Annotated in this window: 19 protein-coding genes; 9 read left to right on the top strand and 10 right to left on the bottom strand. The window is 66.2% G+C overall.

The genetic code is table 11. The features are described 5' to 3' along the window. Positions 1-71: 71 nt before the first annotated feature. Positions 72-1,265 (top strand): NAD(P)/FAD-dependent oxidoreductase, encoded by a 1,194-nt coding sequence (locus AC6I21_RS13605; protein WP_497762609.1) that lies wholly within the window; start codon positions 72-74, stop codon positions 1,263-1,265. 90 nt (positions 1,266-1,355) lie between these two features. On the opposite strand, the gene AC6I21_RS13610 is transcribed toward AC6I21_RS13605, so the two are convergent. From AC6I21_RS13610 to AC6I21_RS13620, 3 genes are all read right to left on the bottom strand, one after another. Further along, complete coding sequence (locus AC6I21_RS13610) at positions 1,356-1,919, bottom strand: histidine phosphatase family protein (protein ID WP_138175717.1); 564 nt, start codon at positions 1,917-1,919, stop codon at positions 1,356-1,358. Between the two features lie 366 nt (positions 1,920-2,285). Then, entirely contained in the window at positions 2,286-2,552 is a 267-nt protein-coding gene (locus tag AC6I21_RS13615) for a Txe/YoeB family addiction module toxin (protein ID WP_497762610.1), read from the bottom strand. Then, positions 2,549-2,794, bottom strand: a complete 246-nt coding sequence (locus AC6I21_RS13620) for a type II toxin-antitoxin system Phd/YefM family antitoxin (protein WP_054821143.1) — start codon at positions 2,792-2,794, stop codon at positions 2,549-2,551. The genes AC6I21_RS13615 and AC6I21_RS13620 overlap by 4 nt, the downstream gene beginning before the upstream one ends. A 218-nt stretch (positions 2,795-3,012) precedes the next feature. On the opposite strand from AC6I21_RS13620, the gene AC6I21_RS13625 reads away from it, so the two are divergent. Both AC6I21_RS13625 and AC6I21_RS13630 read left to right on the top strand, forming a co-directional pair. Further along, entirely contained in the window at positions 3,013-3,960 is a 948-nt protein-coding gene (locus AC6I21_RS13625) for a beta-ketoacyl-ACP synthase III (protein ID WP_138926847.1), read from the top strand. 63 nt (positions 3,961-4,023) lie between these two features. Beyond that, a complete protein-coding gene (locus AC6I21_RS13630; protein ID WP_054821144.1) occupies positions 4,024-4,413 on the top strand; it encodes a VOC family protein in 390 nt (129 codons plus the stop codon). Between the two features lie 94 nt (positions 4,414-4,507). On the opposite strand, the gene AC6I21_RS13635 is transcribed toward AC6I21_RS13630, so the two are convergent. After that, positions 4,508-5,605: an NAD(P)-dependent alcohol dehydrogenase gene (locus AC6I21_RS13635; RefSeq protein WP_497762611.1), complete on the bottom strand. Its 1,098-nt coding sequence runs from the start codon at positions 5,603-5,605 to the stop codon at positions 4,508-4,510. A gap of 385 nt (positions 5,606-5,990) precedes the next feature. On the opposite strand from AC6I21_RS13635, the gene AC6I21_RS13640 reads away from it, so the two are divergent. The 5 genes from AC6I21_RS13640 to AC6I21_RS13660 all read left to right on the top strand — a co-directional run bounded on the left by AC6I21_RS13640 (position 5,991) and on the right by AC6I21_RS13660 (position 11,313). Continuing rightward, entirely contained in the window at positions 5,991-6,695 is a 705-nt protein-coding gene (locus AC6I21_RS13640) for a FadR/GntR family transcriptional regulator (protein ID WP_497762612.1), read from the top strand. Between the two features lie 56 nt (positions 6,696-6,751). Further along, complete coding sequence (locus AC6I21_RS13645) at positions 6,752-7,786, top strand: asparaginase (protein WP_497762613.1); 1,035 nt, start codon at positions 6,752-6,754, stop codon at positions 7,784-7,786. Positions 7,787-7,906: 120 nt separating this feature from the next. Then, on the top strand, positions 7,907-9,322 hold the full coding sequence (locus AC6I21_RS13650) for an aspartate ammonia-lyase (RefSeq protein WP_138175703.1): 1,416 nt from the start codon (positions 7,907-7,909) through the stop codon (positions 9,320-9,322). Between the two features lie 21 nt (positions 9,323-9,343). Next, positions 9,344-10,837 (top strand): amino acid permease, encoded by a 1,494-nt coding sequence (locus AC6I21_RS13655; RefSeq protein WP_138175701.1) that lies wholly within the window; start codon positions 9,344-9,346, stop codon positions 10,835-10,837. A 158-nt stretch (positions 10,838-10,995) separates the two neighbouring features. Continuing rightward, positions 10,996-11,313: a helix-turn-helix domain-containing protein gene (locus AC6I21_RS13660; RefSeq protein ID WP_497762614.1), complete on the top strand. Its 318-nt coding sequence runs from the start codon at positions 10,996-10,998 to the stop codon at positions 11,311-11,313. Positions 11,314-11,411: 98 nt separating this feature from the next. Here the strand turns inward: AC6I21_RS13660 and AC6I21_RS13665 are convergent, their stop codons facing one another. Next, the gene (locus AC6I21_RS13665) at positions 11,412-12,194 is read right to left on the bottom strand and encodes a hypothetical protein (protein WP_497762615.1); all 783 of its coding nucleotides are present in this window, start codon (positions 12,192-12,194) and stop codon (positions 11,412-11,414) included. A gap of 191 nt (positions 12,195-12,385) precedes the next feature. On the opposite strand from AC6I21_RS13665, the gene AC6I21_RS13670 reads away from it, so the two are divergent. Then, complete coding sequence (locus AC6I21_RS13670; RefSeq protein ID WP_497762616.1) at positions 12,386-14,488, top strand: alpha/beta fold hydrolase; 2,103 nt, start codon at positions 12,386-12,388, stop codon at positions 14,486-14,488. Positions 14,489-14,541: 53 nt separating this feature from the next. On the opposite strand, the gene AC6I21_RS13675 is transcribed toward AC6I21_RS13670, so the two are convergent. The 5 genes from AC6I21_RS13675 to AC6I21_RS13695 form a co-directional block, all read right to left on the bottom strand. Further along, a complete protein-coding gene (locus AC6I21_RS13675) occupies positions 14,542-15,225 on the bottom strand; it encodes a DsbA family oxidoreductase (RefSeq protein ID WP_497762617.1) in 684 nt (227 codons plus the stop codon). Between the two features lie 123 nt (positions 15,226-15,348). After that, on the bottom strand, positions 15,349-16,770 hold the full coding sequence (locus AC6I21_RS13680) for a dihydrolipoamide acetyltransferase family protein (protein ID WP_497762618.1): 1,422 nt from the start codon (positions 16,768-16,770) through the stop codon (positions 15,349-15,351). Between the two features lie 21 nt (positions 16,771-16,791). Next, complete coding sequence (locus AC6I21_RS13685) at positions 16,792-17,757, bottom strand: alpha-ketoacid dehydrogenase subunit beta (protein ID WP_138176137.1); 966 nt, start codon at positions 17,755-17,757, stop codon at positions 16,792-16,794. 14 nt (positions 17,758-17,771) lie between these two features. After that, complete coding sequence (gene pdhA / locus AC6I21_RS13690) at positions 17,772-18,917, bottom strand: pyruvate dehydrogenase (acetyl-transferring) E1 component subunit alpha (RefSeq protein WP_175419427.1); 1,146 nt, start codon at positions 18,915-18,917, stop codon at positions 17,772-17,774. Positions 18,918-19,036: 119 nt separating this feature from the next. Then, the gene (locus tag AC6I21_RS13695; protein ID WP_497762619.1) at positions 19,037-20,152 is read right to left on the bottom strand and encodes a histidinol-phosphate transaminase; all 1,116 of its coding nucleotides are present in this window, start codon (positions 20,150-20,152) and stop codon (positions 19,037-19,039) included. Positions 20,153-20,183: the final 31 nt, after the last annotated feature.

A 20,183-nucleotide genomic window follows, 5' to 3' on the forward strand; every position in this document is an offset into this window, starting at 1 on the left:
GACTCTTCCCATTAACCCCTGCGCTTTCGCTACAGTGCATCTCAATCCAGGTCCTTCTTGAAGGAGATGAAATGTCCAGCGTCAAGCATGATGTTGTGGTTATCGGCGGCGGAAACGCCGGCATTTCAGTTGCGGCGAGGATGTTGCGCAAAGGCAAGCTGGATGTCGCGATTGTCGAACCCCGCGACCAGCACTTCTTTCAGCCCTTGTTCTCCCACATTGCCGCTGGTGCCGCAAAGATGAACGAGGCGGTCCGCCCCCAGCATTCTGTAATGCCCAAGCGGGCGCGGTGGATTCAGAACCGAGTCACCCATGTTCAGCCCGAGGAAAACACGGTGCTGCTGGCAGATGGAACGCAGGTTGAATATAAGCAACTTATAGTCTGTCCCGGGCTGCAGTTGGACTTCAACGCAATCCCGGGACTTCCTCAGGCCATGGATGGAGTGACGGGCAGCTCGGACTATGATCCTGCACTCGTCACCCGAACCTGGTCAATGATTGAGGGGTTGTCCAAGGGCACCGCGGTATTTGTGCAACCGCCCGGGCCCGCCAAATGTGCGGGTGCCGCCCAGAAGGTGGCCTACATGGCCTGCGATTATTGGCGTTCTGCCGGGCGTCTGGCGGACATTGAAGTACACCTGCTGGTTCCCTCCCCCACAGTATTCGGCATGCCTGATGTGGACGCCGAGCTCAACCGAAAAATCCGTGAGTACGGCATTGAACTGCACACCTCAAGTACCCTGGAGTCGGTCAATGCAGAAACACGTTCCGTGAACCTGGACGCCGGAGCGGAAAAGGTGACCCTTTCCTATGACCTTCTCCATGTAGTGCCGCCCCAGTCAGCCCCCGACTGGCTGAAAGCTACGGACCTTTCCCGTCCGGAAACTTATGGGGGATTCGTCGATGTCGATGATCAACATTTGCGCCATCGCAGGTATCGGAATGTCTGGTCGCTAGGGGACGCCGCCGGCAGCTCGAACTCGAAGTCCGGCGGAGCGTTGCGCAAGCAGACAAAAGTCGTCGCACTGAACGTGCTGGACGTCTTGGCGGGCAAGGAACCGCACCATTCATACAACGGGTATTCGGTGTGCCCCTTTACATTGAGCCGGGGAACAGCATTCTTTGCCGAGTTCGATCAACAGTACCGGTCCATGAAGTCCTACCCGGTATTGAAAATGGCCAAGGAACGACGCTGGCAGTGGGTCATGGACCGGTGGATTTTTCCCCAGATCTATTGGCACATGATCCTCAAAGGTCGCGCTTAGCCTCCCGACGAAGGCGCAGCGCGATCAAGGCGAGAGTTGTTCGTAGTCCAACAGCCATCTGCCGTGGACGTCCTGGAACTAGGGCCTCGTTTACTGCTGGACGAACTCGTGCAGGCGGTCGGTATTCAGTTCCAGGATCTGTCCGTTCAGCACGTGGGGGTGCGGGGTGTCAGAAAGCGCGCCGAGCACCAGCCGGATCAGGGTCCCGTGGCAGACAATCACCACACGGGAGTCGCTGTTCTCTGCAACCAGCTTGCGCAGGGCACGCACGGCCCGGACCACAACCTCATCCTCGGGTTCGGTCTGCGCCATCAGCTCTTCAAGTTCGGCGGCACTGAGCCCATCGGTGCTGCGGCCTTCGGCAGCACGGTAGTCGCGCTCCACCAGGTCATCGACCTCCAGGATCCGCCAAATGCCCAGGTAGTCGGCGATGATTTGGGCGGTCTGATGCGCGCGGACCAGCGGAGAACACACAACCAGGTCCCAGGGGCCTTCCTTGGACAGCTCTACCCCTGCGCGTTCGGCCTGTTGCCGCCCGGTCGAATTCAACGGTACGTCGCTGCGGCCCTGCAGCCGGTTGGCCACATTCCAGGCGGTTTCGCCGTGTCGAACCAGAACCCAGCGTTCCTCAACCGGCTCGTGTTCCTCGCTCATGCTGTCTCCTGCCTTTGTCCCAGACGGGCCGGCAAACGATGCCGGTCAACGTCACTACTGCGTTCTGCGGACGGCCGGCAGGCCGTCGCTTCCGCGACTGAAGCGGGCCTGATCCCGTGGACCGGGCCCGTCTCCTATGGTGATTTGACCATATCGGCTTTGCCGAGACTAGCGGTAGCTCGTGTCACCGCTCTTTCAGGAACCTTCCACCGACGCCTGCTCCCAATGCCGCAGCAGTATGCCGCTGAGGATGAGACGCCGCAACGATGTCTGCTTGCGCTAGATCAGGCGGGAACAGGAGCGGCCCTGAAATCTCAACGACCACCGCGCGCCGCACGCACTGTTCGATTCACGTGTTCAGGGTACTTAGTAGTGATACCGCGCCTGCAAGATCGTCACTGCGCGGTCATCAGCAATATAGGCGAGCCGATTGACTGCATCGATGCGCCGCAACCATGCGCCAGCCAAGGCGTGTTTTAGGGCTTCGGGTTTGCCGATCCCTTCAGGGGGATCATCGCCCAGGATGTCTTCGATCAGCGCGTTGATGCGCTTGAGCGTTTTTCTGTCTTGGGTTTGCCAGTAGAGATCGTCTTCCCATCCCGCTTCAGTCCATGCGAGCACTCTGTCGCTCATGGGTCAATGAGCCCATGCTCAGTTGATTTTCCTTCCTGCGCTGATTGAAACGCTTCAAGCAGGCGCAGTGCGTTCTTGGGAGACCTCAGTAAGTAGCTTGTCTCGACCAAGGCGTCGTATTCGTCTTTCGACATTAGGATCGCCGAGTCCCGCTTGGACACAATCTCAACTTCCGTTTGGTCAAGATTGACCTTCTCCAACCCAAACAAAGCACGACGCGCTTCACTCGCTGTTATCGCCACAACCCCTCCTAGTCGTCCCGGGTGTGGTACCACTCTGGGATCGCTTGGACAGCTCTCAGAGCAGACATTTCTTGGGCAAAGTGTTGGTACGCCGGCGCGAAGCACCTTTGCCTTGTACCGGCTCCAGCCGTCGTGGTGCGTAGTCTCACGGCGCGCAGCCGGTCAACGGACTACTCTTAAGGGGAGAAATCTTTCCCCGCATTTGTAGGAGCCCCTCCATGACCGGCAGCAAAGTTGTTTCCTTCGGCCACTACCAGCCCGAACGGATCGTGCCGAACTCCGAGCTGGAAAAGCTGGTGGAAACCAGCGACGAGTGGATTACTCGCCGCGTCGGGATCCAGGAACGCCGCTGGGCCGGCGAGGGTGAAAGCGTGGACTTCATGGCCACCGAGGCCGCCAAGATGGCCCTGAACAACGCGGAGGGCATCGAGGCCAGCGACATCGATCTGGTCGTGGTGGCCACCTGCACTGCGCTGGACCGCACCCCGAACATGGCAGCTCGGGTGGCACTGGCCCTGGGCATGGAGCAGAACCCGGCCGTCATGGACGTGAACACCGCCTGCTCGGGATTCAACCACGCCCTGGCCACCGCCCAGCACGCGATTATGGCCGGCAGTGCCACCAAGGCCCTGGTCATCGCCTCCGAACGACTGACCGACGTCACCGACTTCACGGACCGCACCACCTGCGTGCTCACCGCCGACGGCGCGGGCGCCGTGGTGGTGACCGCCTCCCAGGAGCAGGGCATCTCCCCGGTGCTGTGGGGCTCGGTGCCGCAGATGTCCGATGCGGTGCGCATTGAGCACTCGAACAACGACAAGTTCGCCCAGAACGGGCAGAGCGTCTACCGCTGGACCGTCACCCAGCTGCCCAAGATCGCCAAGCAGATCATCGAGCGTGCCGGACTGGCCCCGGAGGAGATCGGTGCGATCGTGCTGCACCAGGCCAACCTGCGCATCATCGAACCGCTGGCCGAGAAGATCGGGGCCCCGAACGCACGGGTGGCCACCGACGTGGTCTACTCCGGTAACACCTCGGCCGCTTCGGTGCCGCTGGCGTTGTCCAAGATGATGGCGGACGAGCCGCTGCCCTCGGGCACCAAGGCCCTGCTGTTCGCCTTTGGCGGCGGCCTGACCTACGCGGGCCAGGTCATCACCATCCCGTAACCAGCACCGCGCAGGTGCCGGCCCCTGGCCGGTCCGGTGCCTGAGTTGATTGGAGTGCCCAGCATGGAGATCCTGAGCAGCCGGGTGCTGCTGCGCCCGGTGGACCCGGTGGCCACCCAGCATTTCTACCGGCACACGCTCGGGCTGGCGGTGGCCCGCGAATTTGGCCCCGCCAACGCACCGGGCCTGGTCTTCCACCTGGGCAACGGGTTGCTGGAGGTTTCCGGAGCGCGCACCGCCAGTGAGCCGTCCTCCCTGCAGTTGTGGCTGCAGGTGCGACAGGTGGGCGAGGAGGTGCGGCGGCTGAGGACCGCCGGGGTGAAGGTGCTGCGCGAGCCGCGCACCGAACCGTGGGGACTGATTGAGGCCTGGATCCAGGACCCGGACGGGACCCGCATCGTGCTGGTACAGATTCCCGAGGATCACCCGCTGCGCCGGGATCAGCGTAGCTAACGCAGCGGCGGCCGGGCCGAGAACCAAACTAGGCGATGGGCGTGGACACCAAGGGTGTCCACGCCCATCCTCGTGCCGCGTTGCGTTCAGGACTTTAGAAGGTGATGACCGGCTTCAGCGTCGACCCGTTCGCCGAGTCGGCGAATGCCTGGTTGATGTCGGCGAAGTCGTACTTCTTGATCAGCTTGTCGAACGGGAACAGGCCCTGCTGGTGCAGGCTGACCAGTCGGGGAATGAATTGCTTGGGTACTGCGTCGCCCTCGATGACCAGATGCAGGTTGATCCCGGCCAGCAGCTGGGTGCCGATATCCACCTTGGCCTCCGTCCCAAGCTTCGCGGCCCCAACCAGCGCGCCGTGCCCACGGGTCGCCAGTGAGTTCGACATCTGGGTGAAGACCATCGGCACGCCGGTGGTGTCCAGGGCGAATTGGGCACCGCCGCCGGTGATTTCCTTGATCGCCGCGGCCGGGTCGGTCTCCTTGGAGTTGACCACGTGGGTTGCCCCGAGCTCCTTTGCCAGTTCCAGCCGCGACGGGACGATGTCCACCATGATGATCGTGGTGGCGCCCGCGGCCTTGGCGGCCATCATTCCGGCCATTCCCACGGCTCCGGTGCCGAAGATCGCCACGGAGGAGCCGGGGGTCGGCTTTAGCACGTTCAGCACGGCCCCCGAACCGGTCATGATGCCGCAGCCCAGTGGGCCGAGAATGTCCAGGGGCACCTCATTGGGCACCTTCACCGCACCGCGGGCCGGGACGTTGGTGAACTCGGCAAACGAGGACTGGCCAAAGAAGTGCGAGCCAACCGGACCGTTTTCATCGGAGAAGGCCTTGGAGCCGTCCGGGCGCTGGGCGCCGAAGTTCTTGTCGTAGAAGTTCACGCAGTACATGGGGTGCCCGGCCACGCACTGTTCGCAGTGGCCGCAGTAGGCCGGGCCGACCACGACCTTGTCCCCCACGCTGAATCCCTCAACGTCATCTCCGACGGCTTCAATGATGCCGGAGCCTTCATGTCCCAGGACGACCGGCAGCGGGACCGGGTACCACTGGTCGCGGATAATGGCATCGGTGTGGCAGACACCGGAGGCGACCATGCGCACCCGCAGTTCATCCGGGCGGGGCTCATCAAGTTCGAGTTCACGGATTTCCAGGTCGGTTTGTGGGGCCGTGGCTACGGCTGCTCGGGTCTTCATGGATCGCCTCTTTCCTCGGGGTAAGGGCGCTGCCGGACACGACCGGCAGCGCGGATGCCGGGTCCCGTGACGGCCTGGAAGCAACCACCGGTTCCGACATGATTTCCATGCCGCGCCCAGCTGTTGTGTCCCGGCCAAACAGGACCCAAGCACAGCCTAAACCGTCAAGGTGAAATTTTCATTGACGCGTCACGTAATTGTGGTGAAGCCGCTTCACGCGGCACGGGAGCACCCGCCTCCCCTGCCCCCAGCGGCCATCGAAAAAGTCCTCCGGCTCGGCGTCCGCAGCGGCTGGGCATCCACGTGAGACGCGTTCACTTGGGTCTTTGCAGACTTCTACAGCCAGATTTGACGTAGGCAGCATCACATTGTCATACTCGACACCGTGAACCTGTCAGACAGCTGGACACCCGGACAGCAGCCGATCTCCCGCACCAGTGCCTCCGAGGCCGTTTTCCAGTCCCTGCGCACCGCCATTGAAGAACAGCGCATCCCGCTGGGCAGCAAGCTGGGCTCGGAAGCCAGCCTGGCCGCCGACTACTCGGTCAGCCGCTCGGTGATCCGCGAGGCCCTGCGCTCCTGCGCCGCCTTGGGCCTGACCCGCACCGAAACCGGGCGCGGCACCTTCGTGGTCTCCCACCGGCCCAACCGGGAACTGGTCCTTGGCGGGTTCTCCTCCTCCGACCTCTATGAGGCCCGGCCCCACATCGAAATCCCGGCCGCCCGGCTGGCCGCCAACCGGCACACCGAGGAGGACCTCGAACGATTGCGCGGGTTGATTGAGCAGATGGAAGTCGAAGACGACGCCGCCGCCTGGGTGGAATTGGACGCCGCCTTCCACGCCGCCGTGGCCCGCGCCAGCGGCAACTCCGTCTTCGACCGGGTGGTGGGGGACATCCGTGATGCGATGGCCCGCCAGTCCGAGACCGTCAACCTGGTCACCGGCCGCCGCGGCCCCTCCAACCTGGAGCACCGGCTGATCGTCGAGGCGATCGCCTCCGGCGACGGGGACGCGGCAGGAGCAGCCATGGGTGAGCACCTGGGCAAGGTCCAGCAGGCCGTCTCGCTGATCGTGCGCAGCACCCCGTGAACCAGCCACCGAACAAGCCACCGCAAGCCCACCAGGATGAAGTGAACCAGGACGCCATGACCCCACCGCCTTCCAGCCAGTCCGCGACCGAGCAGGCCGCGGCCACCAGCCACCCCTCCCTGCAGGAACTGGCGGCCTCCGGGCTGCCCGGGCACGTTCCGGTCGCGGCGGTGACCCGCGGAGAGACGATCGAGTCCGTGCACTACGGTTCGGCCGTGCTGCTGGACCCGCAGGGCCGGATCCTGGCCTCGCTGGGTGACACCAGCTCGCGCTTCTACCCCCGCTCGGCGCTCAAGCCGCTGTTCGCGGTGGGAATGCTGCGCGCCGGGCTGGAACTGGACGACGAACAGCTCGCCCTGGCCGCCGCCAGCCACTCCGGCTCCCAGCGCCACCAGGACGTCGCGCTGGGCACCCTGCACGCGGCCGGGCTGCAGGCGGCGGACCTGGGCAACTCCACCGACCTGCCCTACGGTCCCGCCGAGCGCACCGCCTGGCTGGCCGCCGGGGGCACAGCCACCCAGCTGGCGCAGAACTGCTCGGGCAAGCACGCGGCGCTGCTGGCCCTGTGCAGGCTCAAGGGCTGGGACACCGCCACCTACCTGGCCCCGGGCCACCCGGTCAGCGAACTGCTGGCCGAGACCGTGCAGGAGCTGACCGGGGAACAGATCACCAGCGCCAGCGCGGATGGCTGCGGCACCCCGGTCTACCCGTTGAGCCTGCCGGCCCTGGCCCGCGGCTTCGCCCGGCTGGGCAACGCCCCGCAGGGCAGCGCCGAGGCCCGGGTGGCCGCGGCGATGCGCCGCCACCCCGAACTGCTGGCCGGGGAGGGCCGGGATGTGACGGCGCTGATTCGCGCGGTGCCCGGGCTGATCGCCAAGGACGGATTCGAGGGCGTCCAGGCCGTGGCCCTGGCCGACGGGACCAGCCTGGCGGTGAAAATCGCCGATGGCTCGGACCGGGCCCGGATGCCGGTGACCGCCAAGCTGCTGCTGGAGCACCTGGGCGACTTGGCCCCCGCGGGGCTGCGCCAGCTGGCGAGCTCCCCGGCCTACGGCGGCGGAGAAGTGGTCGGCGAGCTGGCCGCACTGTAGCCGGCCGGGCTTTAGCGCACCGGCGGCCTGCGGGCTTGTCCCGCCCCACAGTTTTGGCAGCGCGCCCGTGCTGCCCCATGAAGTTTCACGCAACAGATTTCACAAAGGAGTACATCTGCCATGTCCACCACCCTGCTGTCGGGACAGACTCGCACCGAGCATGACCTGATCGGTGACCTGGAAATTCCGGTGGAAGCCTACTGGGGCGTGCACACGCTGCGCGCCAAGGAGAACTTCCACATCACCGGCACCACCCTCGAGGGCAACCCGCACCTGATCAACGCGCTGGCCCGCGTGAAGCAGGCCGCCGCCCGGGCGAACCACGAGCTGGGGCTGCTGGACGCCGAACGCGCCCAGGCAATTGACCGGGCCTGCGAGGCGGTGGCCGGCGGGGCGCTGCACGACCAGTTCATCATCGACCCGATCCAGGGCGGGGCCGGGACCAGCACCAACATGAACGCCAATGAGGTCATCGCCAACCTGGCCCTGGAGATCCTGGGCCACGCCAAGGGCGAGTACCAGTACCTGCACCCGAACGACCACGTGAACCTGTCCCAGTCCACCAATGACGCCTACCCGACCGCGGTGAACATCGCCACCTACTTCGCCACCCAGCCGCTGCTGGCCGCGATGCAGCAGCTGGAGGATTCCTGCCTGGCCAAGGCCACCGAGTTCCGCACCGTGGTGAAGATGGGCCGCACCCAGCTGCAGGACGCGGTGCCGATGACCGTGGGCCAGGAGTTCGGCGGCTGGGCGGTGACCCTGCGTGAGGACCGGGACCGGCTGGCCGAGTCGCTGAGCCTGGTCACCGAGATCAACCTGGGCGCCACCGCGATCGGCACCGGGCTGAACGCCCCGGCCGGCTACGCCGAGGCCGCCTGCCGCCACCTGCGCGAGCTGACCGGGCTGCCGCTGACCACCAGCCCGGATTTGATCGAGGCGACCAGCGACGTGGGCGCGTTCGTGCACCTGTCCGGCGTGCTCAAGCGCGTGGCGCTGAAGATCTCCAAGATCTGCAACGACCTGCGCCTGCTCTCCTCCGGCCCGCGCGCCGGGCTCTACGACCTGCAGCTGCCGGCCGTGCAGTCCGGGTCCTCGATCATGCCCGGCAAGGTGAACCCGGTGATCCCCGAGGTCGTGAACCAGATCGCCTACCAGGTGGTGGGCCACGATCTGACCGTGACCATGGCCGCGGAGGGCGGGCAGCTGCAGCTGAACGCGTTCGAACCGGTGATCGTGCACTCGATCGGGCTCTCGCTCAAGCACCTGACCAACGGCTGCCTCACCCTGGCCGAACGCTGCATCGACGGGATCACCGTGGATGAGGCGGCGCTGCGCCGCGAGGTGGAGAACTCCATCGGCCTGGTCACCGCGCTGAACCCGCGCCTGGGCTACGCGGCGTCGACCTCGATCGCGATGGAGGCGCTGCACACCGGACGGGGTGTGGCCGAGCTGGTCCTGGAACGCGGCCTGCTCTCCGCCGAGGACCTCAATGAGCTGCTCTCCCCCGAGCGCCTTGCCAATCTTTCCGACTAATCCCCCCACCCAAGGATACTGATGGAGCATTCCACCACTGGGAACACCCCCGTTCCCGACGCCTCGCTGACCGCCGGCGACGCGGACTACCACAAGGGCCTTTCGGGCCGGCAGATGCAGATGATCGCGATCGGCGGGGCGATCGGCACCGGACTGTTCATGGGGGCCGGCGGACGGCTGGCGCAGGCCGGGCCGGGCATCGTGATCAGCTATGCGGTCTGCGGCTTCTTCGCCTTCCTGATCCTGCGCGCGCTGGGCGAACTGGTGATGCACCGGCCCTCCTCGGGCTCGTTCGTCTCCTACGCCCGTGAGTTCTACGGGGAGAAGGCGGCGTTCGCCACCGGCTGGCTGTACTGGCTGAACTGGTGCATGACCTCGATCGTGGACATCACCGCCGCGGCGCTGTACATGAACTTCTTTGGCAAATACGTGCCCTGGATCGGCGCGGTGCCGCAGTGGCTGTGGGCGCTGGCCGCCCTGCTGCTGGTGCTGTCGATGAACCTGATCTCGGTGAAGGTCTTTGGTGAGCTGGAGTTCTGGTTTGCGCTGATCAAGGTGGTGGCGCTGGTCGCGTTCCTGCTGGTGGGCTGCTACTTCGTGATCTTCGGGACCCCGATCGAGGGCCACCAGGTCGGCTTCTCGTTGATCAGCGACAACGGCGGGCTGCTGCCCAGCGGCCTGATGCCGGTGCTGGTGCTGATGCAGGGCGTGGTGTTCGCCTACGCCTCGATCGAGCTGATCGGCACCGCGGCCGGGGAGGCGAAGAACCCGGAAAAGGTGATGCCCAAGGCGGTGAACACGGTCATCGTGCGCATCGCGGTGTTCTACGTCGGTTCGCTGGTGCTGCTCTCCCTGCTGCTGCCCTACACCGCCTACAAGGACGGCGAGTCCCCGTTCGTGACGTTCTTCGGCGCGATCGGCGTGCAGGGCATGGATGTGGTGATGAACCTGGTGGTGCTCACCGCGGCGCTGTCCTCGTTGAATGCCGGGTTGTACTCCACCGGCCGGATCCTGCGCTCGATGTCGCTGAACGGCTCGGCCCCGCGCTTTGCGGGGCGGATGAACAAGGCCGGGGTGCCCTACGGCGGCATCGTGATCACCGCGGTGATCGCCGTGTTCGGTGTGCTGCTGAACGCGATCGTGCCGGCCAAGGCGTTTGAGATCGTGCTGAACTTCGCCGCGATCGGCATCATCTCCGCGTGGGCGATGATCGTGCTGTGCCAGATGGCGCTGGTGAAGAAGGCCCGCGCCGGCCAACTGCAGCGCCCGTCCTTCCGGATGCCGCTGGCGCCGGTCTCCGGGTGGGTGACGCTGGTCTTCCTGGCCCTGGTGCTGGTGATGATGGCGTTCGACAACCCGGTGGGCACCTGGACGATCGCCTCGCTGGCGATCATCATCCCGCTGCTGGTGATCGGCTGGTTCCTGTGCCGTGACCGGATCAACGAGATCGCCGCCGCCCGCCTGGCGGCCGAACGCCGGGTGCAGGAAGACGAGGCCGAACACAGCCGCCTCTAGGCTGGAGCGGCCCTTGACCCTCCCAAGGGGCCCGAATCCGCAGTGCGCTGCGGGTCCGGGCCCCTTCGGCGTTGTTGCGGCACCACGGATGAGCCGGTGATTCTGGGAGAGTGGGCCAAGCCCTTCACTTTCACCCGCCCGCTTGGGATGCTGGGGCCATGACGCTCTTTAATCCCATTATCCGTCCAGGCCAGGCCCGGGCTGCCCGGGTCCTGGTGCAGGTAACCCCGGACTATCTGAGCCAAAAGTCCGGGTTCGATCTGGCCCTGTTGCGTGACTTCGAGGCCGGGCGCGTGGAGCTGGACGCCGACCAGCAGGAGAAGCTGCGCGCCGCACTGGAGGGCCTGGGCGCCGTCTTCCTGCCCGAGGACGAGGAGTTCGGCCATGGTGTGCGCCTGAAGTTCAACTCCCGCAAGGCCCATTCGATTCGCACCTGGGAAGGTGAGGGCGGCGCGGCCCAGCCCGACGTCGTCTAGGGGCTGCGGGCCGTAACCCGGCATGGTGCACCGGTCCCGCGGCCAGTCGGCGCCCGAAGGGATCCTGCCTTCGGGCGCCGGCTGCAGGCGTGCACGGCCTAGGCCGGACGCAGGCTGAGCATGATCTGCCGCACCGTCTGGTATTCGGGGCTCTGCACGATCTGGCGGGCCTGGTCCACGGTGACGTGGTCCTCGTCAAAGCCCAGCAGTTCGGGCAGGTCGCCGGTGGATTCCATGACCGAATACAGGTCCTTCTTGGGACTGAAGTAGGACAGTGCCGGCTGCTGCCCGCGTTCGGCGATCATCTCATCGTTGATGAGCATGACCAGGAATTTCTCCTCGGTATCCCCGTCGGATTCGGTGCTCACGTAGTGCTCGGCATAGAGGCTGGCCGGTTTGCTGAGCTTGGCCGGCAACGCCTCCTGTTCAATCTTGGTGCGCTGGTACGTGCCCACGTCTCCGTCGGTGTCCTCCGCGGAGTTGGCCTTGAACTCGATCAGGGTTCGGCCCTTCTCGTTCTTGACCTTCCACTCGGTGAACGGGTTGTCCATCGGATCCTCGTTCGGGTCGCAGTGCTCGCAGTCATCGGGAACGACGCTCCAGTCCTTCGGATGCTTGAAGCTCAGGCCCTGGGTGGAAAACTCCTGCCACTGCGACGTCTGGGTTTCGCTGGGCTGCGGGGTCGGGCTGGTCTGGGTCTGGGTTGGTTCACTGGACGGGGATGCGCTGCTCGGCGGTGCCGAGGTGGTGGGGGATGCGGTGGCCGGGGCCGAGGTGGGCGAGGGGCCCGGGTCGGCCGGGGTGGTGTTGCAGGCGGCCAGCAGGAACATGGCGGCCGCGGCGCCACCAAGGTATAGGGCGGGGGTCTTTCTCGGATTCATGAAAATCGCCTCCTGGATCCACCTTGCCCGAGCCCCGGCGCAGTTCCAAGACCCCGGGACCGGATTCCGCGCGAACTCCATGAATCGGTGCGGAATCGTTATGAGTCAAGCCAGGGGTAACGAAGCCGGAAAGCTGGTCTCTTTGCCGCGTGGACTAGTGCCTAGGCGTATTCGGTGGAATGATATGTGAGGTGGAACACTCTAAGCATTCATTTCATAATCTGGATTCGTATATCGCACTGCAGCGCCTGAACGGGCTGCGCCTCTCCCCCGACGGCAGCCGGCTGATCACCACGGTGGCCGCACTGAACGAGGAAGGCACCAAGTACCTGAACTCGTTGTGGGAGCTGGACCCGGCCGGCCGGCAGCCGGCGCGCCGTCTCACCCACGGGGAGCAGGGCGAATCCCAGCCCCGCTTCAACGCCGCGGGCGACCTTTTGTTCGTGGCCAAGCGTTCGGAGAAGGAGGACGCGACCGCCGGGGTGTGGCTGCTGCCCCGCAACGGCGGAGAAGCCCAGCTACTGGCCGAGCACCCGGCCGGGATCGACACGTTCACCACGCTGCCCCACGCCCCGGCCGGACGCCGCGAGAACCTGGTGATCACCGCGCACTCGTTGCCCGGGGCCCGGGACATCGAGGAGGAAAAGGCGCTGCGCGAGCTGCGCAAGGACAAGAAGGTTGATGCGATCCTGCACACCGGCTACCCGGTGCGCTACTGGGACACCGATTTGGGTCCCCAGCGGCCCAACTACTACACCGCGTCGGTCAGCCAGGACCCCGCCACACCGGCTGAACTGCACAACATCACCCCCGGGGCCGGCGGGCACCTGCTGGAGGCCGGGATGGACGTGGCCCCCAACGGCCAGTTCCTGCTCACCGACTGGAGCCTGCCCGAAGGCCGGGGAAGCATCCACACCGGCATCATGCGCATCGACCTGGAGACCGGGCAGCGGGAGCTGCTGCTGAGCCCGGATGAACGCTACGAATACGAGATGGGCAGGATCAGCCCGGACTCCTCCCAGCTGATCTACACCCGCGCCGAACGCTCCACCCCGCAGCGCCCGGTGCACCCCACACTGTGGCTGATGAACCTGGACAGCGGCGAATCCCACCAGGTCGCCGTCGGCTGGGACCGCTGGGCCAGCTCCATCACCTGGCTGCCCAACGGCACCGGGGTGCTGCTCACCGCCGATGACACCGGCCGCGCCCCGGTGTTCCACCTGGCCCTGGAATCGGACAAGGTCACCCGGCTGACCACCGAGGGCGCCTACAGCGACGTGGCGATCTCCCCGGATTCACGTTCCGCCTACGCGCTGCGTGCCAGCTACGAGTACCCGGCCGAACCGGTGAAGCTGGACCTGGCGCACATCTCGGCGCTGGAGGAGGGCGAGCAGGTGCAGCTGCAGGAGCTGGATTCCCCGGTGCAGCGTCCGCAGCTGCCCGGCACCCTGCAGGAGGTGGACACCACCGCCGCGGACGGAACCAGCATTCGCGCCTGGCTTGCGGTGCCGCATGAGGCCGGAGCGCAAAATCCGGCGCCGCTGCTGTTGTGGGTGCACGGCGGGCCGCTCTCCTCCTGGAACAGCTGGAGCTGGCGCTGGAACCCGTGGCTGCTGGTGGCGCAGGGCTATGCGGTGCTGTTGCCGGATCCGGGGCTGTCCACCGGGTACGGGCAGGAGTTCATTGCCCGCGGCTGGGGCATGTGGGGCGAGCATCCCTACACGGATCTGATGGCAATCACCGACGCCGCGGAACAGCGCCCGGAGATCGACGCCAGCCGCACCGCGGCGATGGGCGGCAGCTTCGGCGGCTACATGGCCAACTGGATCGCCGGGCAGACCCGGCGTTTCAAGGCCATCGTCACCCATGCGAGCCTGTGGGACTTGGACGGGTTCGGCCCGACCACCGATGCGGCGTTCTACTGGGCCCGGGAAATGCAGCCGGAAATGGTCACCAAGTACTCGCCCAGCCGGTACGTGAAGCAGATCCGCACCCCGATGCTGGTGATCCATGGGGACAAGGACTACCGTGTGCCCATCGGCGAGGGCCTGCGGCTGTGGTACGAGCTGCTCTCCCTATCCGGGCTGCCGCAGCAGGCCGACGGTTCGACCGCCCACCGCTTCCTGTACTTCCCGCAGGAGAACCACTGGATCCTCTCCCCGCAGCACGCCAAGCTCTGGTACCAGGTGGTGATCGGCTACCTGGCCGAACATGTGCTGGAGCACGAGCCCCAGCCGCTGCCCGAGGTGCTGGGGCTGCGGCCCCCGCAGAACCCGGAGCCCCAGCGAGACTAGGCCGGCTCCCTCCCGGCCCCGGCGGCATGGCCAGGGGCCAGGGTCGGGGCCGGCTACTGCCGCACGGCGCGGCGCACCAGCTGGGCGTACACCTCGGGGTCGTCCTCATCGACCACAAGGAACCCGGCACCGGGCTGGCCAACCTGGCGCATCGTGATGCCGGGGTTGTGGCTGCTGCTGCCATCGGGCAGGAAAAAGTGCGGGCTTCCCTGTACGTCTTCGCGGCAGTCCAGGTAGGTGCGCATCATCGCTGCCCGGGCCCGGCCGGTATCCAGTGCCTCGCGCAGCCGGTTCACATCGACCCGGTCGCAGTCCTTGGCAATGTCCAGGATTTCGTGGCGCATGCTGATGCACCGGCTGTCGCGCCAGAACCCCAGGCGCAGCGCCATGTCCAGCTGTTCGGCGGCCCGGGCGGACTGTTCCTTCGCCGCGTGGACCGCCTCATTGGCCGGCAGGCTGGTGACCGGGTATTCGGAGGGGTCCCGCTGCCAGGGCTTGAACCCGAGTTCCTCGGCCAGCGCGCCGACAACCGGCTTTTCCCCTTCAATGATCTTGGTGTTCAGGGCCATCCGGTTCACGTCCTCCAGCAGGAACAGCTGGGGGTCCAGCGTCAGCTGGTCTTCCAGGCCCGCCGCTTCACGGGCCTGGTAGAAACGGTGGAAGGCAAGGGTGGACCAGCCGCACATCACATCGGTGAAGGCGACCACGGTGCCCGGTGATACTTGTGGTGGTGTCATCTGCCCAGCGTGGCAGGATCCCACCGGCAGGTCACCGGTGTTGCGGCAATTGGCAGGTTCGCCCGGCACCCGTCCCCCGGCAGCGGTGGACGGGTGCCGGCCTGGCCTCCAGAGAGCGCCGGATCAGTCCAGCAGCAGCGCCGGTTCCTCCATGATGGCCGCGACGTCGGCCATGAACCGGGCCGAGAGGTCCCCGTCCACCACGCGGTGGTCGAAGGAGCCGCCCAGGGTGGTGATCCAGCGCGGCACCACTTCCCCGTCCACGACCCACGGCTTCTGGCGGATCGTGCCGAAGGCGACGATCGCCACCTCACCGGGGTTGATGATCGGGGTGCCGGTATCGATGCCCAGCACGCCAATGTTCGTGATGCTCAAGGTGCCGTTGCGCATGTCCTCCGGGGCGGTCTTCCCGGCCCGGGCGGTGGTGGCCAGCTCGTTCAGCGCGATCGCCAGCTCCCGCATGGACAGGTTCTGCGCGTCCTTGATGTTCGGCACCAACAGCCCGCGCGGGGTGGCGGCGGCGATGCCCAGGTTCAGGAAGTGCTTCTGGTGGATCTCCGCGCCGTTCTCGGTCTCCACCCAGCTGGCGTTGACCGAGGGGTTGCGGGCCGCCGCCCAGATCACCGCGCGGGCCAGCACCAGCAGCGGGGAGACCTTGATGCCCTCGAAGTCGCGGGACTTCTTCAGCCGGGCAATGTATTCCATGGTCCGGCTGGCGTCCACGTCCACGAAGATGGACACGTGCGGGGCGGTGAACGCCGAGTCGACCATGGCCTTGGCCGTGGCCTTGCGCACCCCGCGCACGGTGATGCGCTCGATGCGGGTTTCCTGGCTGGCGCCCTTCTGCCAGTACAGTGGTGCCGCGTCGCGTTCGGCCGCGCGCTGGGCGTTGTAGCTGTTGACGTCCTCCCGGGTGATTTCCCCCTGGGTTCCGGTGCCGACCACGTCCTGCAGGTCAATGTTCAGTTCCTTGGCCAGGCGCCGCACCGGCGGCTTGGCCAGCACCCGGTCCATGAAGTTGGCGACCGCCGGCTTGCGCTTGTCCACTTCCCGGGCGACTGCCGCCCCCAGGCCCTGGGCGCGGCGCGAAATCTGGTCGGCCAGGGCGGCCGGGGCGCTTTCGGCGCGCACCGCGGCGGTGCGCTTGCCCGACTCGCTGGGCGCCGGGCGGTTCACCCGCTGGCGGCGGTGCGAGGCGTCCGCGGTGGGGCCGGAGCCGACCAGCGGGCCGGGTTCCTCGCTGGCCACCGGGGCGGCGGTGGCCAGGGCCTCGGCCGGTTCCGGAGTTCCGGTGGGGGCCGGTTTGTTCCCCTCCTCGTCGATGGTGATCAGCGGGGAGTCCACGGCCAGGGTTTCCCCCTCGGCCGCGTGCAGGTCGGTCACCACCCCGGCATAGGGGCTGGGCAGCTCCACCAGCGACTTGGCGGTTTCGATCTCAACGAAGACCTGGTTGACCTCCACGGTGTCCCCCACCGCGACCTTCCAGGCGGCAATGTCGGCTTCGGTCAGTCCCTCGCCCACATCGGGCAGGTTGAAGGTAGTCATGATTTTCTCCTTGGACCGTTTCTAGTATGCGAAGGAGCGGTCGAGCGCTTCGAGCAGCTTGTCGATGTCGGGCAGGTACTGGGATTCCACCTTTGAGATCGGGTAGGGCATGTGGAACCCGCCCACCCGCAGCACCGGGGCCTCCAGGTACAAGAACGCCCGTTCGGTGATGCGCGCGGCGATTTCCCCGCCCAGCCCGCCGAAGGTCGGCGCCTCATGGGTGACGATCAGCCGTCCGGTCTTCTGCACCGATTCGGTGATGGTGTCAAAGTCAATGGGTGAGAGTGAACGCAGGTCGATGACCTCGACCGAACGCCCGTCCTCCCGGGCCGCCTCGGCGGCGGCCAGCGCGACCGGCACCAGCGGACCGTAGGCGACAATGGTTGCGTCCTCGCCGGGGCGCACCACCTGGGCCTTGAAGGCGTCCAAGGTCGGGGTTTCGGTGTCCACCTCGCCCTTGAGCCAGTAGCGGCGCTTGGGTTCCAGGTAGATCACCGGGTCCTGGCAGGCGGCGGCCTGCTGGATCATCCAGTAGGCGTCGTGCGCGTTGGAGGGGGTGATGACCCGCAGCCCGGCGGTGTGCACGAACAGGGCCTCCGGGGATTCGGAGTGGTGTTCAATGGAGCCGATGCCGCCGCCGTAGGGGATGCGGATGACCACCGGCATGTTGATCCGCCCCTCGGAGCGGGTGCGCATCTTGGCCAGCTGGGTGGTGATCTGGCTGAAGGCCGGGAATACGAAGCCGTCGAACTGGATTTCGGCCAGCGGGGTGTGCCCGCGCAGGGCCATGCCCACGCTGGCGCCCACGATGCCCGCCTCGCCCAGCGGCGAGTCGATCACCCGGTGGGCCCCGTACTTGCCCTGCAGTCCCTCGGTGATGCGGTAGACGCCGCCGAGTTTGCCGATGTCCTCACCGATCAACACGGCGTGGTCATCGTTTTCAAGGATCTTGTCCAGCCCGGCGGTGATCGCCTTGGCCAGGGTCATGGTGGTGCTCACGGTTACTTGCCCTCGTTTCCGGCCTGGTCGGCGAAACCTGCTTCGTACTCCAGGTGCCATTGCAGTTCTTCCTTCACCAGCGGGTGCGCCTCGGCGTAGACGTGCTCGAAGACCTCGGCCAGGGACGGGACCGGGAAGGCCATGGCGTCCTTGCGCACCCGGGCGGCCATCTCATCGCCGTCGCGGGCCAGCTGCTCGAAGAACTCGTCATCCACCAGCCCCTGCTCGCGCAGGTAGGTTTCCAGGCGGACCAGCGGGTCCTTGGGGTCCCAGGACTGCTCCTCCGCGCTCTGGCGGTACTTGGTCGGATCATCGGCGGTGGTGTGCGCGCCCAGGCGGTAGGTGATCGCCTCGATGAGCACCGGGCCCTTGCCGCTGCGCGCGTGCTCCAGCGCCCAGCGGGTGGCGGCCAGCACTGCCAGCACGTCGTTGCCGTCCACCTGCAGGCCCGGCATCCCATAGCCGGCGGCGCGCTGCACCAGCGGCACCTTAGACTGGACCTCGAACGGCACGGAGATGGCCCACTGGTTGTTCTGGCAGAAGAAGACCACCGGGGCGTTGAAGCTGGCGGCGAAGACCATGGATTCGTGGGTCTCACCCTCCGTGGAGGACCCGTCACCGAAGTAGGCCATCACGGCCTCGCCCTCGGTGGCGCGGCGCTGCTCATCCCAGTCGTGCTGTTCCAGATTCACCGCCATGCCGTATCCGGTGGCGTGCGGCAGCTGGGCGGCGAGCACCATGGTGTACATGTGGAAGTTGTTCTCCCGCGGATCCCAGCCCCCTCCGGAGATGCCGCGGAAGAGGCGCAGCATTTCGGAGAAGTCGACGTTGCGGGTCAGCGCCACCCCGTGTTCGCGGTAGGTGGGGAAGATGTAGTCCCCCGGGCGGGTGGCCCGGCCCGAGGCGATCTGCGCCGCCTCCTGCCCGCGCAGCGGAACCCAGAGGCACAGCTGCCCCTGGCGCTGCAGGGCGGTGGCCTCCGCATCGAAGCGGCGGGTGAGGGCCATGTCGCGGTAGAAGTCCCGCAGCATTTGCTCGTCCACATCCTGCAGGTAGGCATCGTAGAACTCATGGGAGTGCCGTTTGCCGTCCGGAGTCAGTAACTGGATGAACTCCTGATCCGATGCCTCGGCTGCACTAGAGGGCATGCGTTTCCCTTCAATCAAATATGCCTCATGCGGAATACATTCCGCATGAGACATATACGGCTTGTCCTGGGATCAAGCCTAGCGGCACCGCCGTGCCAATTGCGAGATTTGGCGCGGTTCTACGGGGTTAGCAATCCCGCATTCTCCCGGCATAGTTCCAGGAAGCGGTCGTTGGCCTCGACCTCGCCAATCGAAACCCGCACCCCTTCACCGGCGAAGCCGCGCACCGAGAGCGCGCGTTCCTCGGCCAGCGCCACGAACTGCATCGTCTGCTCCCCCAGCGGCAGCCAGACGAAGTTCGCCTCGGTCACCGGGATCTTCCAGTCCAGCTCCTTGAGCCCGGCCACAACCCGTTCGCGTTCCTCCACCAGCGAGTCCACCCGGGCCATCACCTGGTCCAGGCGCTTCAGCGAGGCAATCGCCGCCTGCTGGGCCACGCTGGAAACCGCAAACGGGGTAGCGACCAGACGGATGTAGTTGGTGATTTCGGGTTGCGAGATCGAGTAGCCGACGCGCAGGTTCGCCAGGCCATGGGCCTTGGAGAAGGTGCGCAGCACCACTACGTTGCGGTGCTGCTGGTAGGTCTTCACCCCGTCCACCGCCTGCGAGTCGCGCACGAACTCGGTGTAGGCCTCGTCCAGGACAATCAGCACATTCTTCGGAACCCGGGCAATGAAGTCATCGACTTCCCGCTGCGTCAGGATCGGACCAGTCGGGTTATTCGGGGTGCACAGCAGGATCACCGAGGTGTTCTCGTTGATGGCCTCGGCCATGGCCTGCAGATCGTGGCGGCCGTCCTCCAGCAGCGGCACCGGGACCGGAAGTGCTCCGGCGGTCTGCACCACGATGGGGTAGGCCTCAAAGGAACGCCAGGCGAAGATCACCTCATCTTGGATTCCGTCCTCGTTGGCGCCGGCGAAGGTGGCCAGGATCTGGGTCAGGGCACCGAGCGATCCGGCGCCGGTGACGATGTCCTCGGCCGGCACGCCCAGCATCGGGGCCAGCTGGGAGCACAGCTCGGTGGAGGCGGTGTCCGGGTAGCGGTTGATGAAGGCCTCGGCGGCAATGGCTTGGCGAACCTCCTCCAAGGGCCCGAAGGGGTTCTCGTTTGAGGCCAACTTGTAGGGGGTCAGCCCCGGCACCTGCACCGGCGGCTTCCCTGCGGCATATTTCGGCAACCGGGCAACCACGGGACGGGGCTGCACCGGATCATGGGTTACGGGGTTCTCACTCATGAAGCCAGCTTATCGGTGCGCAGCCCCAGCG

This window comes from Glutamicibacter sp. St.4D3, from assembly GCF_059728615.1.

What these genes read in the sequence shown, in the direction of transcription:
- AC6I21_RS13685 (WP_138176137.1), bottom strand. Translation starts at nt 17,757, where the DNA reads ATGACCCTGGCCAAGGCGATCACCGCCGGGCTGGACAAGATCCTTGAA.
- AC6I21_RS13605 (WP_497762609.1), top strand. Translation starts at nt 72, where the DNA reads ATGTCCAGCGTCAAGCATGATGTTGTGGTTATCGGCGGCGGAAACGCC.
- pdhA (WP_175419427.1), bottom strand. Translation starts at nt 18,917, where the DNA reads ATGCCCTCTAGTGCAGCCGAGGCATCGGATCAGGAGTTCATCCAGTTA.
- AC6I21_RS13665 (WP_497762615.1), bottom strand. Translation starts at nt 12,194, where the DNA reads ATGAATCCGAGAAAGACCCCCGCCCTATACCTTGGTGGCGCCGCGGCC.
- AC6I21_RS13655 (WP_138175701.1), top strand. Translation starts at nt 9,344, where the DNA reads ATGGAGCATTCCACCACTGGGAACACCCCCGTTCCCGACGCCTCGCTG.
- AC6I21_RS13660 (WP_497762614.1), top strand. Translation starts at nt 10,996, where the DNA reads ATGACGCTCTTTAATCCCATTATCCGTCCAGGCCAGGCCCGGGCTGCC.
- AC6I21_RS13625 (WP_138926847.1), top strand. Translation starts at nt 3,013, where the DNA reads ATGACCGGCAGCAAAGTTGTTTCCTTCGGCCACTACCAGCCCGAACGG.
- AC6I21_RS13610 (WP_138175717.1), bottom strand. Translation starts at nt 1,919, where the DNA reads ATGAGCGAGGAACACGAGCCGGTTGAGGAACGCTGGGTTCTGGTTCGA.
- AC6I21_RS13650 (WP_138175703.1), top strand. Translation starts at nt 7,907, where the DNA reads ATGTCCACCACCCTGCTGTCGGGACAGACTCGCACCGAGCATGACCTG.
- AC6I21_RS13695 (WP_497762619.1), bottom strand. Translation starts at nt 20,152, where the DNA reads ATGAGTGAGAACCCCGTAACCCATGATCCGGTGCAGCCCCGTCCCGTG.
- AC6I21_RS13615 (WP_497762610.1), bottom strand. Translation starts at nt 2,552, where the DNA reads ATGAGCGACAGAGTGCTCGCATGGACTGAAGCGGGATGGGAAGACGAT.
- AC6I21_RS13645 (WP_497762613.1), top strand. Translation starts at nt 6,752, where the DNA reads ATGACCCCACCGCCTTCCAGCCAGTCCGCGACCGAGCAGGCCGCGGCC.
- AC6I21_RS13635 (WP_497762611.1), bottom strand. Translation starts at nt 5,605, where the DNA reads ATGAAGACCCGAGCAGCCGTAGCCACGGCCCCACAAACCGACCTGGAA.
- AC6I21_RS13630 (WP_054821144.1), top strand. Translation starts at nt 4,024, where the DNA reads ATGGAGATCCTGAGCAGCCGGGTGCTGCTGCGCCCGGTGGACCCGGTG.
- AC6I21_RS13675 (WP_497762617.1), bottom strand. Translation starts at nt 15,225, where the DNA reads ATGACACCACCACAAGTATCACCGGGCACCGTGGTCGCCTTCACCGAT.
- AC6I21_RS13680 (WP_497762618.1), bottom strand. Translation starts at nt 16,770, where the DNA reads ATGACTACCTTCAACCTGCCCGATGTGGGCGAGGGACTGACCGAAGCC.